Here is a 12,337-nt window from a genome sequence, read left to right as displayed (position 1 = left end):
CCAGTTAAACGGGTTCTAATTCACTTTGGCATGTCTCTTCAAGAGGCGTATCTTGCGCTTTCAACTTGTTCTGATCAAGAGGAAGGTGCTTAGTAAGCACTTTTTTCGCAAATAAAAAGTCTTTCGGGTTGTTGACGCAATCAACAGCTTGCAGTTGTTCGCCATCAAAATACCATAGCGAAAATTTATCATTTGTGCCTCGTTTTATCGTGTGAGTATATCGCAAACTCAGACCCGCAATTTGCAGTTTGGTCTGATATTGATCTGACCAAAACCAAGGTGTTTCTTCATTTGGTATGGTTTTTTGGCACAGCGTTGCTGCCGCTTTCTTGGCTTGAAAAACCGCATTTTGAATCGATTCGATGCGAAGATGGCGACCACTTTGTGGATGAAATTGGACGGTACAGTCGCCCGCCGCAACAATATCCGGATCGCTTGTTTGACCTTTGGCATCGACCACTATGCCATGGTTAACTTCAAGCTTAGCTTCTTCAGCAAGCATGCTATTTGGTGTCACACCAATCCCAACGATGACAAGGTCGGCATCAAAGTGTGCACCATTGTCGCACTCCACGCCCGAGACCGTGTCGCTGCCCTTAAACGCCGTGACTTTTGTATTGAGTATGATGTTTACACCTGCTTGTTGATGCAAAGCAGTAAAATAGGACGATATTTCTGGAGCAGAAACGCGCGCAAGAATTCGGCTTTCGGTTTCAATCAAGGTAACATCGATGTTGAGTTTGCGAAGGCTACTGGCAATTTCAAGACCAATAAAACCGCCGCCGACGATCACCGCTTTCTTTGGTTGCTGCACTGAAATCATGGAACGTAAAGACTGAGCATCAATAAAGCTGTTTAGATAAAAGATGTTTGCTTTGTTGTATCCTTCAATCGTGAGATGCCTTGGTGTTGCTCCTGTACATATCGCGAGTTTATCGTAGTGAAGCTGCTGTCCATCTGACAACGTGACCTGTTTGGCCGCTCGGTCTATTTTGGTGACTACGGCGTGCCGCTGCACGTGAATGGCTTTTTTTTCATACGCCCCAGTACTTTTTATCGCGATGTCATCCGCTGTTTTTTCACTAAATAAGAATTCTTTTGATAAAACGGGTTTTTGGTATGGCGCTTCTGCCTCCGCGCCAAGTAACGTGATAGGGCCAAGCCAGCCTTCTTTTCTTAAGCTAAATGCAAGTTGCGATGCGGCCTGACCGGCACCGATGATGAGACAAGTTTCAGAGTTCATATGTGTCCTAATTTCAAGCGCGACTTTAAATGTTTCTCAAATGTTATATTTTTATTTATTAAAAATTAACCTGAAACATTTTACATCTATACAGTGACTAGGCTCGTCCGTAGTATGGAAGTCGATATTGAGATTTAAGAAAAACGAATTAGTTAAGGAGAATGCATGCCAAATATCATCGTCACCGACACAGAAGGTCAACGTAGCGAAGTGCCAATTGCTGTTGGCGAAATTTTAATGGAAGTGTTAAACGAGAATGATTTTGAGGAAATCGAAGGGGTATGCGGCGGCATTCGTTCTTGCGCTACCTGTCATGTTTATGTGAAAGAAGGTTGGTTAGATAAATTATCTGACAAACACGAAGAAGAGTTGGAACTGTTATCAGGACTTTCAACGCAGCAAACAAACTCGCGTTTGTCTTGCCAAATTCAAATGACTGACGCATTGGACGGCTTAGAGCTTACTATCGCGCCATTTGAAGATTAAGCACAAAGCAGCGGTAACATATAAGCTATCGCTTCGATGCTAAGCAATGATTCTAGTCTCCTAGTTTGGGAATTCGATGCGGTAGACGAGTATTAAACGCGCATACTCGTCTTGAATTACCCAGCGGTGTACTAATGTGAAAAGGAATGGGCTTTCATTACGGTCGCCACAACCCGAAAAGTATCTACCCATGCTTGTCGAAGTTCAGGATTCCATTTTTCACCAAGCCCTTGTTTTAGCGTATAAAGTAGAGCATTACCTACCGGCGTGAAATGAGAAGCTTTGACACCATAATCCACGTGACGAGCTGCAAGTTGTTGCAATACAGGGACTAAAGCATCTAAATCATCGGTGCCCCTTGACGGCGACTTTTTAGCGTCATCATGAGTTTTTTACCTTGGCTTTTTAGGTCAGATTTAAATAACGGTTTCAAGCTTGGTTCGTAGGTAAATAAGGTTTGATAAAAAAGCCCCGCAGCTTGCTCAGCAATGGGTTCGACCAACTTGAAACTTTCTTGTACAAGCAATTTTTGGCGTGGAGTGATGGCCATTGTCCTTTCCTGTAGTGCGATATTCCATTAACTATAAGTAGAGATTTCAATTATTTCCAAATTTACATTAAAGAGCTGCGTTACAACTGACATACTTTTTTACACTTCACGATGCAACTAAATCGACACTTTCACCGTCTTATCTTATGAGTAGAGCATTTAGCGTTTTGAAGTTCGTTTTACTTTTCACATTCTCCCATTATTTTGATGTTACTGTTTGGCCAGTTTTTCTGGCCTTTTTTTTGCCTGCTACAAACACAAACAAGATATGCACTGATCACTGTTTTAGGTGGTTGTCGGCAAAAGTTGCGATAGATCATGTTGTGATGACTTAGCGCAAGAGTCAAAAGCGATTTGTACTAGAGTTAAAGTAACAAAGGAGAAGCCAATGACTGAAGCTCGCCAACAATTACTTTCGCTCCAATTGCAATTACAAACCCGTTTGGAGAAAGTCCGAACCGATTTAACACGCTTAACTTCAGCGGACAGCCAAGAACAGGCTCAACAGCGTGAAAATGATGAGGTTTTGCAAGAGCTGGAAAAGCACCTAAGTGATGAGCTGGACTTAGTGGCCTTTGCGCTTGCACGAGAAGCCGCAGGTCAATACGGGCATTGCAGTGCTTGTGGTGACGATATTGCAAAGGAACGACTAAACGCCGTGCCCTATACGATACACTGCCAACGCTGCGCCTTATAAAGCGTCAGTTCAAGGCAATGCTTGTGTTTCGCGTTCAAAGTACGGATTGACTATGCATTTCTACTCAATTCGTATTCTCGACTGTGATAAGTCAGCTCGGGATCCAAATAGCCAACAAACGGATAATTCGAAAGGGGTTTAAACGAGTTGCAAAAAATATTGGCGAACTAGTGAAAGCAAACTCCAAGATAAAACCCAACATGCAGTACAGAAAATGCCCTTACTACTGTTGCCTGCAGTAAGGGCATGTGAAGAGGTTTTTGGTTACAACGCTTTAAATCGAATTGCTACGCCACCGCTAGTTGCTAAGTGCAAAGACAGCGTGTCTTGTTGTGTGACAATCTGTTTTCTTACCTCTAACTCATACGGTTTCCATTTCCATTCCGCGTCTTTACCGTCTTGGTAAATTTGCGCTTCAAAGCGTTTGCCCGCTTCAAGGAAATCCAGTTTGACCTCGATATCGCGTGCCTGTTCATCGGTAATAGCACCAAGGAACCAATCGTTACCAGAGTACTGTTTATGCTTTTTGGCCTTTCTCGTATACACCACGTAGTCACCAACTTCTCCTGCCAGTGCGATACTTTTTTCCCAATCGGTTGGTACATCCTTAATAAATTGGAATGCATCTGGTCTTGCTTCGTAGTTTTCAGGCAAGTCAGCGGCCATTTGAATTGGACTGTAGAGCACCACGTACAGTGCGAGTTGTTTCGCAAGGGTCGTTTGTGGACGATTTGTTTGATCACCTAAGCCGTTAAAGCTCATATCAAAAATGCCAGGCGTAAAGTCCATAGGACCCGCCAACATACGTGTGTAGGCGAGCATTGTAGTGTGTTCCGGAGGATTCGGTGGCGTGCCCCATGCATTAAATTCTTGGCCTCGCGCGCCTTCGCGAGCTAACCAGTTCGGGTAGGTGCGGCGAAGGCCCGTGTCTTTAATAGGCTCATGGGTATTGATGCTGATTTTGTATTTTGCAGCCAATTTCACGTTGTCGAGGTATTCGTTCACCATGAACTGACCGTCATGCCACTCGTAGCGCGCGATTCCATCGGCATCAATTCGCTTGATGTTACCGCCATCTGCAACGTAGCCGGTTTTCACTTGGCTGACGTTGTTTTTCGCATAAAGTTCGAATGCGTCCGTCATTTGATTGCGGTAGTTGGTGACATTCCCTGAAGTTTCATGGTGGCCGATAAGCTTTGCACCGACCTTTTTACCGTACTGTGCAATCGCTTCAATATCAAAATCATCATAAGGTTTTGAAAAGCTGAACACATCGCCATTGAAGAACCAATCGCCATCCCAACCGATGTTCCAACCTTCAACGAGCACACCATCAAAGCCATTTTTTGCAGCGAAATCGAGGTAATGTTTGGTGTTTGCAGTTGTCGCACCATGCTTGTCGCCACTGCCCCATGTATTTTTGTTTATGTGCATGCCCCACCAGATACCCACATACTTGCCTGGTTCTACCCATGAAACATCGCCAAGTTTGTTTGGTTCGTTGAGGTTTAGAATAAGGCGAGAGTTGAGTAACCCTACGGTGTCTTTGGCGATTTGAATGGTGCGCCATGGCGTTTTAAATTGTCCGTTGGTTTTCACCGCAGTGCCATCAGACCAAGGCGTTAAATTACTTACAAAGGTTCCTGGACGGCGCTGATCCAGTACCATAGCTGAGTAGTCAACGAGCGCAGCTTCGTGAATACTTAAATGAACGTTATCAGCGTTTTTAAACGTAAATGGCGTGTGGACGAGTTGTGCTTGTTGCAAGGGGGTTGTGTTGTAGACATATTCATAACGGTTCCAACCGCGTGCGGGGATCCACCATGCTGTGGCTTTCTCGCTTTGCGCCACTGAAAACTCAGTCAATTCACGCACAACCGTCAGCGGTTTAGCATTATTGACTTCGTAACGAAATCCAATGCCATCATCGAAGGCACGAATGCGTACAGTATAAGCTTGTTGTTTAGCTTTATTGTTGAAGGTCACGGCAAGTTCATGGTGGTTGTCGGTGATTTCTCGTTCTTCACCCCATGGTTGTTGCCAAGTAGACGAAACGTTATCTTGGGAGGACGAGACAATTTCGAAGCCATCGCGAAATGAAGGGGCCGTTTGAAAATCAAAGCCGAGCTTCGACTCATTAATGACGGGCTTACCTTGGAAAAAGACAGAATAGTGCGGATGATTGTCATCCGAAATGTGTACTTCAATCTGACCATTGGGCGAGCGGACTTGCTCTGTTTTTGCCAAAGCGTTTGCAGACAACACTGCTAAACACAAGGACAGATAACGTAATCGCATAGGTGGTCCTTTATTTTTTGTAAGTAATTCTCTCACCTTACCTAGGGGAACAGGTCTACACCATATTTTGCATACGTATTCAAACATTGAATGAAAACCTCTACTTAGGCGGTCTTGTCGCTAAAGCCACGCATTCGTTGAACACTTTAGGTTTTGGCTGTGCAAAATCTAAACTTGGCGTATAGTGAATGGAATAAAATCAGGTCTGATTAGTATGGAAAACGTGATGAAAAAAATGGGACTGTTGCTATTGGCGCTCAGCTTGCCTACACACGCGGTCACGGTATCAGTGACGGATAAGCAAGGCAATGCCTTATCAAATGCCGTGGTTTGGATGATGGCAAAAGTGCCTACGGCTATTTCGAGCGACGCCCATTATGAAATGGGCCAGAAAAACCGAACTTTCCAACCACACATCTTAGCCGTGCCAGCAGGCGCGAATGTCGATTTTCCTAATTTCGACAATATCTTGCACCATGTGTATTCCTTTTCTGAAACAAAGCCCTTTGAACTCAAGCTGTATCGCGATAAACCCCATGCGCCTATTCAATTTGAACATGCGGGGATTGTTGAGTTGGGTTGTAATATTCACGACTGGATGCTTGGCTATATCGTGGTGGTGGATGGGCCTTACTTCGGTATTACCGATGCGTCAGGACAGGTTGAATTGAACATTCCTGATGGCCAATATCAAATGAAGGTTTGGCACGAGCAATTTGCTGATTTGAACCAACCGGAAACGCTCGCGTGGCGAACGTTCCAAAATACCGACAGTGTGTCGTTGAGTATTAAACAAGACCTTGTGCATAAATTAGAATCGATGGCGGATGAATTCGATGAATATGAATAATAGTCGCATTTGGCACTGTGCCATTGCCGGGTTTGGGCTTGTGGTTTCAATGGCTGCGCAAGCAAATATTACGTGGCAGGGGAAAGTACAAGCCAGTGCTTTTGAACGCGATGACAGCAAAAGTTGGCTAAACCATGGCTGGGGAAATCAGCGTTTTGATAAAGAAGCCGAACTGATTGAAATATCACGAGCGTGGGTTGATGTACGTGCAGAACTTGGCATGGATTGGTCAGCGCACGTCAGTGCTCAATATGTGCCGGATCCTTCCGATAAAATAGGCGTTACAGAAGCTTTCTTAAAATACAACCCTTTGACAAACAATCCATATCAATGGAATGTCAAACTTGGCGGTTTTTATCCTGCAATGTCGATGGAAAATCCACAAGTGGGTTGGAGTTCACCTTACACCTACAGTTTTTCAGGCATCAACGCATGGCTAGGGGAAGAGGTGCGTACCTTCGGAGCTGAATTTGAAATCAGCCGATTAGGTAAACGGTTTCGTTCTCCACACGATGTGAGTGTACATGCGGCGTTTTTCAAGGGGAACGATCCCGCGGGAACGATGCTAGCTTGGCGTGGTTTTGCGTCACATGACCGTCAATCCATGTTCAATGAATCGGTGTATTTCCCGCCAGTTCGTTCCTTAAACGAACCGCAACTGCGTTTTCAAGCGCCTCAAGTGAAACCGTTTTCAGAAGTGGATGGAAAATGGGGATATTATTTTGGCGTACACTGGGATTATCAAAAGCAGCAGCAATTGAAAGTGTATTGGTATGACAATCAAGGGGACCCTGCGGCGATTAACAAAAATACCGGTCAATATGCGTGGGATACCAAGTTTTTAAGTGTCGCTTGGTTATATAAATTCAATAAGCAAACGCGTTTGATTGCTCAGTGGTTGGATGGCTCAACTGCGATGGGTAAAAATAGAGGTGTGAACAACGACTTTTCAAGTTACTACGTTCTGTTGAGCCATAAAATGGCGGCGCATCGTTTTTCGGGGCGAGTAGAGCGAAGTAAAGTGACGGATAAGGACACATGGGCATTTGATCCAAACACGAGTGACACCGATGCGTTAACGTTGACTTATCGTTATCAATTCGACAAGCATTGGCAAAGTGGTGTGGAATGGCTTTACCAAAAAAGTGATGTTGAAAATCGCAGTGCAGCAGCGTTGCCAGAGCAAGTTTCGCAGTCGCAATGGCGCTTTGTGACGGAGTACTCATTCTAATGTCGAAATCCTTCACGTTCAGCTTGTCATTTAGAAAAATGCTGTTGAGCATCTGTGTATTTGCGGCGTGGCAATGCCATGCGGCAGCAAGTTTTCGTTTTACCGCAAGTGCACCTGCGTATGAAGCCAATGCCTATTTACTGGAATCAAAAGAAGGTTGGGTGCTGGTGGACGCTCTCATGTTACGCGATGATTTAGCCCCAATTATTGCGACAATTAAAAACAGCAAAAAGCCATTGAACGGGGTGCTAATCACGCATCCGCATGTTGATCATTTTGCGGGTATAGCGTGGTTACAAGCGGAGTTTCCGAAGCTCTCGGTCTATATGACAAAAGCCTCGGAAAAGGCGATGTATGAGGTACATAAGGATGCACTGGCAAGCGGCTGGATAAACGTATTTGGCGATCAATATCCCAAAACGTTAACGCCTAACGTTGTGGTTATAAATGATGGCCAGACGCTTAATGTAGATGGATTAATCTTTAAAGCGCATGCGTTGGGAGCGGGAGAAGCTGCTGAGCATATTGCCTACGAACGTGTGGATACACGTCAACTCTTTACGGGTGATGCGTTGGTATCTTCTTATGTTGTCTATGTAGGGGAGGGGCGTTCAAAAGCGTTGCTTGCGCTTTACGATAAAATGGAAACCCTTGTTGCTGCGGATTACAGGGTTTATCCAGGTCATGGTGGTGTACAACCTATTTCTCAGGTCGTGGCAGACAACCGTAAGCAGGTGATGACGATGCGTAACATAGCCATGCAGTATGTGCAGCAAAGCACCGAACAGCTCAAAACAAAGCGCTTCACCGCGGATGATATTCGTCACGTTGGAGGCTTCTTATCTCAACGCAATTCAGTGGTTATTCTGGCTACGGAATGCCCATTCAAATGCTTATCACAGGATATAATGTGCGAGGATTGTTGGCGGAAGTCGCGAATGAACTTAACGAAAATAAATAAAGGGCATTTAGCCCTTTATTTATTTGAATAGGTGTTTTATTTCTGGACGGTCAGTGTCGGCCAAGACCACGGACTGAGTTCAAACACGCTATCACTAGACGTATTTCCTTGGCTACACACATCGTCCTGTCCAATGATGCGAACAGGGAGCTGCTCGGTGTAGCTTTTCATGATGAGTTGATATTGGTAATTCGCAACTGGCGAATCTAAACTCACATGCCATGTCATTGATGGACCATCAACAATACAACTTTCAAAATGGGCACTGTTTTCAATTGGTAAAAGACGAAAATACAGCGCGTTGTCGCCATTTGGCCCTGAGCGCGTAATCACCTCACTTACCGTGCCATAAACATCATTGGCAGCAAATGCGTTACTGCTTAATAGAGTCAGCACACTGAGTAAAAGTGCATTTGTTTTCATTTCGTATCCTTACCTGTAAATAATTTATTCTTGTTAAATAATACGTTAACATTTTGTGGTGGAAAATAAAAGAAACGAGTAGAAGTAGAAGGGCAGGAAAACAAATGCGCAGCAGGTTTAGTCACTACGCATTCGTGTTAGTCGGTATTAAAGCCAGATTTTTTGCAATTCTTGCCACTGTGTATCGAACACAGCCGAGGGACTTTGTTTAAAGTCACTGCGTACGAATTGGTTCATTTTACCTTCAACAAAGGCAAGAAAGAGGTTGGCAAGAGCACCTTCATCTGTTGAGAATGCTTTACCTTCACGCAGTTTTCGTTCGCGAAGTACCTGTTTGAATTGCGTTTCCAGCTTATTAAAAAAGCCTTGAACGCGCTCGCGCAAACGTTCTTGTTCACCTTGTAGCGCGTCACCCGTTAAAATTCGTGTGATTCCGGGGTTACGTTCTGCAAACGTAAGTAGCAACATCATGATGTTATAGATACGACTTTGCGTTTCTTTTTCGTTTTCCAAAATAAGATTGATGCGAGACAGCAAAGTATCTTCGATGAACTCTATCAACCCTTCAAACATACGTGCTTTACTTGGAAAGTGACGATACAGAGCGGCCTCTGATACGCCCACTTCGGTGGCCAATTTAGCGGTTGTGATGCGTTGTCCTGGACAGGTTTCGAGCATTTGAGCAAGACATTGCAGGATCTGCTCTTTGCGGTTGCTGCGCTTTGTCGCTGGCATGAAGCTTCCCTTATTTATCATTATTATAATTTTGCATGAACCCACCTCCATGCAAATGGTGAGTTCATGTTAATGTTTTATTCAGTTTCTTTCCAGCATTTTAAAGGGTGGTTATGACAGCTTGGTGGCAAGCCGTTTTAAGACAGTAAGCGCTAGCTCTTTTTTATCACTCTGTGGTAATTCAACACTTTCATCTTGCCAAAATAACGTTAACGCATTGCTGTCCGCATTAAATCCTAAGCCTTCACGCGATACATCGTTGGCACAAATCATATCGAGCTTTTTGTTTTTCAATTTGCCCTTCGCGTAATTTGCCACATCCTGCGTTTCTGCAGCAAAACCCACGGTATAAGGTCGATTTTCGGTTAAATGGGCAACTTCTGCGATGATGTCTGGGTTTTTCACCATTGTAATGGTGAGTTCATCACCTTGTTTTTTCATTTTTTGCTCAGCAACAACCGCGGGGCGATAATCTGCAACAGCAGCGCAGCCGATAAAAATGTCTGACTGAACGGCTTGTTCGAGTGCAGCAGCTCGCATGTCGAGTGCGCTGTCAACGTTAATACGTGTCGCGCCTTGTGGTGTACTGAGTGAAACAGGCTCCGCAATCAGTGTGACCTTTGCACCCAATTTGAGTGCCGCTTCGGCTAACGCAAAGCCCATTTTTCCTGAACTGTGATTACTAATAAAGCGTACGGGATCAAGTGCTTCTCGAGTAGGACCCGCTGTAATTGTAACGGTTTTGCCTGCAAGTAATGGTACTTCAGGTGAAAGAGCTGCAAGGCAATGGGCAACTAATTCATGGGGTTCAAGCATGCGACCCGCACCGACATCACCACACGCTTGTTCGCCAACGCCTGGACCCCAAATCGCAATTCCGCGACTGGCGAGCAGGCTTAAATTCGCTTGGGTTGCGGCGTGCTTGTACATTTGCTGGTTCATTGCCGGGGCAATCGCAACCTTTGCCGGAGTGGCGAGCAGCAAAGTTGTGAGTAAGTCATCAGCAATGCCTGCCGCCATTTTAGCTATGGTATTTGCTGTAGCAGGAGCGACCAAAATCAAATCAGCCCATTTCGCAAATTCAATATGGCCCATCGCAGCCTCAGCACTTGGGTCGAGCAGCGAATCTGAAATCATTTCGCCAGACACTGCCTGCATGGTCAAAGGCGTAATAAATTCTTTGGCCGATTCAGTCATGACGACTTTCACTTGATGGCCGTTGTCTTTTAATCGGCGTACTAGCTCTGCACATTTATAGGCTGCAATACCACCCGTGATCCCCAAAACGATTTTTTTAGCACTTTGACTCATTCACGTTTACTCAAACTCGAAAAACTCGCACAACCTTACCACACTCTGTTTAGTCTGTTGAGCTTTCGCCGTGAAGTTGCAGTGTCAACTGGCACTTAGTGCAATTCGGTCTACACTTAGCGGCCCAATCAATTCAAGGAAGGATAGTATCGGGATGCATTTACTTGCTTTACCTAAATCTCAGCGACCAAGAGAAAAACTGTTGAATCTCGGGCCTGAAACGCTTTCAGACGCAGAACTTTTGGCCATCTTTTTACGCACCGGAATCGCCGGGATGAATGCGGTCGAACTGGCGGAAATGCTGCTTCGAAAAACGGAAAGTCTCCACAATTTGTTTAATGCAACATTGCCTGAATTTGCTGCGATTAAAGGTATGGGAGAAGCGAAATATGTTCAACTTCAAGCGGTGCTTGAATTGTGTAAACGTTATCTCAAAGAGCCTTGCTTGCGCACCACGTTGTTTGATTCACCAGATGCTGTGAGAAACTACCTCACCATGAAGTTACGAGGACTTCGGGCATGAAGTCTTTGTAGTACTTTATTTAGACAATCAAAATCGTTTGATTAAAGACGAAGTACTTTTTCAAGGAACAATCAATGCAGCGTCAGTGTATCCCCGAGAAGTAGTGAAGGCAGCGTTAAAAATTAACGTCTGCGTCACTGATTTTGGCACACAATCATCCTTCGGGCGTAGCAGAACCAAGCCAAGCAGACAAACTGATCACCAAAAAGTTACAACATGCACTTGGATTAATAGATGTGCAGGTTTTAGACCACCTGATAGTGGCAGGTCCAGACTGCTTGTCGTTCGCGGAGCGAGGCTTGATATAGCGTAAATTCGCGCTAACTTCGTGGTTCTAGGCGAGATTTCATACAGCAGCTCCTGCGTCGGTAAAAATAGTTTAATTTAAATGCAGTTTTTGCTTTCGTTTCGGGCGATGGATCATTATAATTGGCCGCTATCAAATTTACACATGAGCTGATTACATAGGATCAGATCCTTGATCTCTGCCTGTATATGCTGTATAAAGAGCGCCCTTCGATTAATCCCGGGGCACGCAGTTAACGGCCTCAAGGGAAAAATTAAGCTCGAGCGAAGTTATTGGAGATACATAGACATGTCTAAAGTCTGTCAAGTTACAGGTAAGCGCCCAGTGGTTGGTAACAACCGTTCACACGCGCGCAACGCGACTAAGCGTCGTTTCCTACCTAACCTACAAACTCACCGTTTTTGGGTTGAAAGCGAAAAGCGCTTTGTTACTCTACGCACTACTACTAAAGGTATGCGTATTATCGATAAGAAAGGCATCGACGCGGTATTAGTAGATATCCGTGCTCGCGGCGAAAAGATTTAAGGAGCTAAGTCATGCGTGATAAGATCCGTTTAGTTTCTACAGCTGGTACTGGTTATTTCTACACTACCGACAAGAACAAGCGTAACATGCCTGAAAAGATGGAGATCAAAAAATACGATCCTAAAGTTCGTAAGCACGTGATCTTCAAAGAAGCAAAAATCAAGTAATTTGCTTCCATGTTCGCAAAAAGCCCGGTT

14 protein-coding genes and 1 pseudogene are annotated in these 12,337 nt (G+C 44.7%); 8 read left to right on the top strand and 7 right to left on the bottom strand.

Going from position 1 to position 12,337, the window contains the following annotated elements:
• Nucleotides 1–4: 4 nt before the first annotated feature.
• Nucleotides 5–1,243 carry an NAD(P)/FAD-dependent oxidoreductase gene (locus J5O05_RS08160; protein ID WP_208844354.1) on the bottom strand — a complete coding sequence of 413 codons (1,239 nt, stop codon included), beginning with the start codon at nucleotides 1,241–1,243 and terminating at the stop codon, nucleotides 5–7.
• Between the two features lie 165 nt (nucleotides 1,244–1,408).
• Here J5O05_RS08160 and J5O05_RS08155 point away from each other — a divergent pair, with 165 nt between their 5' ends.
• Nucleotides 1,409–1,729: a 2Fe-2S iron-sulfur cluster-binding protein gene (locus J5O05_RS08155; protein WP_208844353.1), complete on the top strand. Its 321-nt coding sequence runs from the start codon at nucleotides 1,409–1,411 to the stop codon at nucleotides 1,727–1,729.
• Nucleotides 1,730–1,860: 131 nt separating this feature from the next.
• Here J5O05_RS08155 and J5O05_RS22720 read toward each other — a convergent pair whose 3' ends face one another.
• On the bottom strand, nucleotides 1,861–2,028 hold the full coding sequence (locus J5O05_RS22720; RefSeq protein WP_341874715.1) for a globin domain-containing protein: 168 nt from the start codon (nucleotides 2,026–2,028) through the stop codon (nucleotides 1,861–1,863).
• Between the two features lie 41 nt (nucleotides 2,029–2,069).
• Nucleotides 2,070–2,279 (bottom strand): globin family protein, encoded by a 210-nt coding sequence (locus tag J5O05_RS21780; protein ID WP_244369929.1) that lies wholly within the window; start codon nucleotides 2,277–2,279, stop codon nucleotides 2,070–2,072.
• Nucleotides 2,280–2,667: 388 nt separating this feature from the next.
• Here J5O05_RS21780 and J5O05_RS08145 point away from each other — a divergent pair, with 388 nt between their 5' ends.
• A complete protein-coding gene (locus J5O05_RS08145) occupies nucleotides 2,668–2,976 on the top strand; it encodes a TraR/DksA family transcriptional regulator (RefSeq protein ID WP_208844352.1) in 309 nt (102 codons plus the stop codon).
• A gap of 264 nt (nucleotides 2,977–3,240) precedes the next feature.
• Here J5O05_RS08145 and J5O05_RS08140 read toward each other — a convergent pair whose 3' ends face one another.
• Nucleotides 3,241–5,274 (bottom strand): glycoside hydrolase family 97 protein, encoded by a 2,034-nt coding sequence (locus tag J5O05_RS08140; protein WP_208844351.1) that lies wholly within the window; start codon nucleotides 5,272–5,274, stop codon nucleotides 3,241–3,243.
• Between the two features lie 226 nt (nucleotides 5,275–5,500).
• Here J5O05_RS08140 and J5O05_RS08135 point away from each other — a divergent pair, with 226 nt between their 5' ends.
• Genes J5O05_RS08135 through J5O05_RS08125 form a run of 3 tightly spaced genes read left to right on the top strand, consistent with a single transcriptional unit; the run spans nucleotide 5,501 to nucleotide 8,347 of the window.
• Nucleotides 5,501–6,124, top strand: coding sequence for a methylamine utilization protein (locus tag J5O05_RS08135; RefSeq protein ID WP_244369927.1), 624 nt, complete (start codon nucleotides 5,501–5,503; stop codon nucleotides 6,122–6,124).
• Nucleotides 6,111–7,355 (top strand): hypothetical protein, encoded by a 1,245-nt coding sequence (locus J5O05_RS08130; RefSeq protein ID WP_208844350.1) that lies wholly within the window; start codon nucleotides 6,111–6,113, stop codon nucleotides 7,353–7,355. Before J5O05_RS08135 ends, J5O05_RS08130 begins: the two co-directional genes overlap by 14 nt.
• On the top strand, nucleotides 7,355–8,347 hold the full coding sequence (locus J5O05_RS08125; protein ID WP_208844349.1) for an MBL fold metallo-hydrolase: 993 nt from the start codon (nucleotides 7,355–7,357) through the stop codon (nucleotides 8,345–8,347). The genes J5O05_RS08130 and J5O05_RS08125 overlap by 1 nt, the downstream gene beginning before the upstream one ends.
• Nucleotides 8,348–8,352: 5 nt before the next feature.
• Here J5O05_RS08125 and J5O05_RS08120 read toward each other — a convergent pair whose 3' ends face one another.
• The 3 genes from J5O05_RS08120 to coaBC form a co-directional block, all read right to left on the bottom strand.
• Nucleotides 8,353–8,739 (bottom strand): hypothetical protein, encoded by a 387-nt coding sequence (locus J5O05_RS08120; protein WP_208844348.1) that lies wholly within the window; start codon nucleotides 8,737–8,739, stop codon nucleotides 8,353–8,355.
• Nucleotides 8,740–8,886: 147 nt separating this feature from the next.
• A complete protein-coding gene (slmA, locus tag J5O05_RS08115; protein ID WP_208844347.1) occupies nucleotides 8,887–9,474 on the bottom strand; it encodes a nucleoid occlusion factor SlmA in 588 nt (195 codons plus the stop codon).
• A 111-nt stretch (nucleotides 9,475–9,585) separates the two neighbouring features.
• Nucleotides 9,586–10,785: a bifunctional phosphopantothenoylcysteine decarboxylase/phosphopantothenate--cysteine ligase CoaBC gene (gene coaBC, locus J5O05_RS08110; RefSeq protein ID WP_208844346.1), complete on the bottom strand. Its 1,200-nt coding sequence runs from the start codon at nucleotides 10,783–10,785 to the stop codon at nucleotides 9,586–9,588.
• 154 nt (nucleotides 10,786–10,939) lie between these two features.
• Here coaBC and radC point away from each other — a divergent pair.
• The 3 genes and pseudogenes from radC to rpmG all read left to right on the top strand — a co-directional run bounded on the left by radC (nucleotide 10,940) and on the right by rpmG (nucleotide 12,307).
• Nucleotides 10,940–11,616 (top strand): annotated as a pseudogene (gene radC / locus J5O05_RS21775) (RadC family protein).
• A 287-nt stretch (nucleotides 11,617–11,903) separates the two neighbouring features.
• Nucleotides 11,904–12,140 (top strand): 50S ribosomal protein L28, encoded by a 237-nt coding sequence (gene rpmB / locus J5O05_RS08100; protein ID WP_208844345.1) that lies wholly within the window; start codon nucleotides 11,904–11,906, stop codon nucleotides 12,138–12,140.
• 11 nt (nucleotides 12,141–12,151) lie between these two features.
• The gene (rpmG, locus tag J5O05_RS08095; protein ID WP_005493124.1) at nucleotides 12,152–12,307 is read left to right on the top strand and encodes a 50S ribosomal protein L33; all 156 of its coding nucleotides are present in this window, start codon (nucleotides 12,152–12,154) and stop codon (nucleotides 12,305–12,307) included.
• The last annotated feature ends 30 nt before the right edge of the window (nucleotides 12,308–12,337 follow it).

Origin of the sequence: Pseudoalteromonas xiamenensis, assembly GCF_017638925.1 — a bacterium.
GTDB classification, from domain to species: Bacteria; Pseudomonadota; Gammaproteobacteria; order Enterobacterales; family Alteromonadaceae; genus Pseudoalteromonas; species Pseudoalteromonas xiamenensis.
This window is presented reverse-complemented; position numbering and strand designations above follow the sequence as displayed.

Coding starts and splice junctions, on each gene's coding strand:
- rpmG (WP_005493124.1), top strand. CDS start 12,152: ATGCGTGATAAGATCCGTTTAGTTTCTACAGCTGGTACTGGTTATTTC.
- J5O05_RS08120 (WP_208844348.1), bottom strand. CDS start 8,739: ATGAAAACAAATGCACTTTTACTCAGTGTGCTGACTCTATTAAGCAGT.
- slmA (WP_208844347.1), bottom strand. CDS start 9,474: ATGCCAGCGACAAAGCGCAGCAACCGCAAAGAGCAGATCCTGCAATGT.
- coaBC (WP_208844346.1), bottom strand. CDS start 10,785: ATGAGTCAAAGTGCTAAAAAAATCGTTTTGGGGATCACGGGTGGTATT.
- rpmB (WP_208844345.1), top strand. CDS start 11,904: ATGTCTAAAGTCTGTCAAGTTACAGGTAAGCGCCCAGTGGTTGGTAAC.
- J5O05_RS08145 (WP_208844352.1), top strand. CDS start 2,668: ATGACTGAAGCTCGCCAACAATTACTTTCGCTCCAATTGCAATTACAA.
- J5O05_RS08155 (WP_208844353.1), top strand. CDS start 1,409: ATGCCAAATATCATCGTCACCGACACAGAAGGTCAACGTAGCGAAGTG.
- J5O05_RS21780 (WP_244369929.1), bottom strand. CDS start 2,279: ATGGCCATCACTCCACGCCAAAAATTGCTTGTACAAGAAAGTTTCAAG.
- J5O05_RS08135 (WP_244369927.1), top strand. CDS start 5,501: ATGAAAAAAATGGGACTGTTGCTATTGGCGCTCAGCTTGCCTACACAC.
- J5O05_RS08160 (WP_208844354.1), bottom strand. CDS start 1,243: ATGAACTCTGAAACTTGTCTCATCATCGGTGCCGGTCAGGCCGCATCG.
- J5O05_RS08130 (WP_208844350.1), top strand. CDS start 6,111: ATGAATATGAATAATAGTCGCATTTGGCACTGTGCCATTGCCGGGTTT.
- J5O05_RS08140 (WP_208844351.1), bottom strand. CDS start 5,274: ATGCGATTACGTTATCTGTCCTTGTGTTTAGCAGTGTTGTCTGCAAAC.
- J5O05_RS08125 (WP_208844349.1), top strand. CDS start 7,355: ATGTCGAAATCCTTCACGTTCAGCTTGTCATTTAGAAAAATGCTGTTG.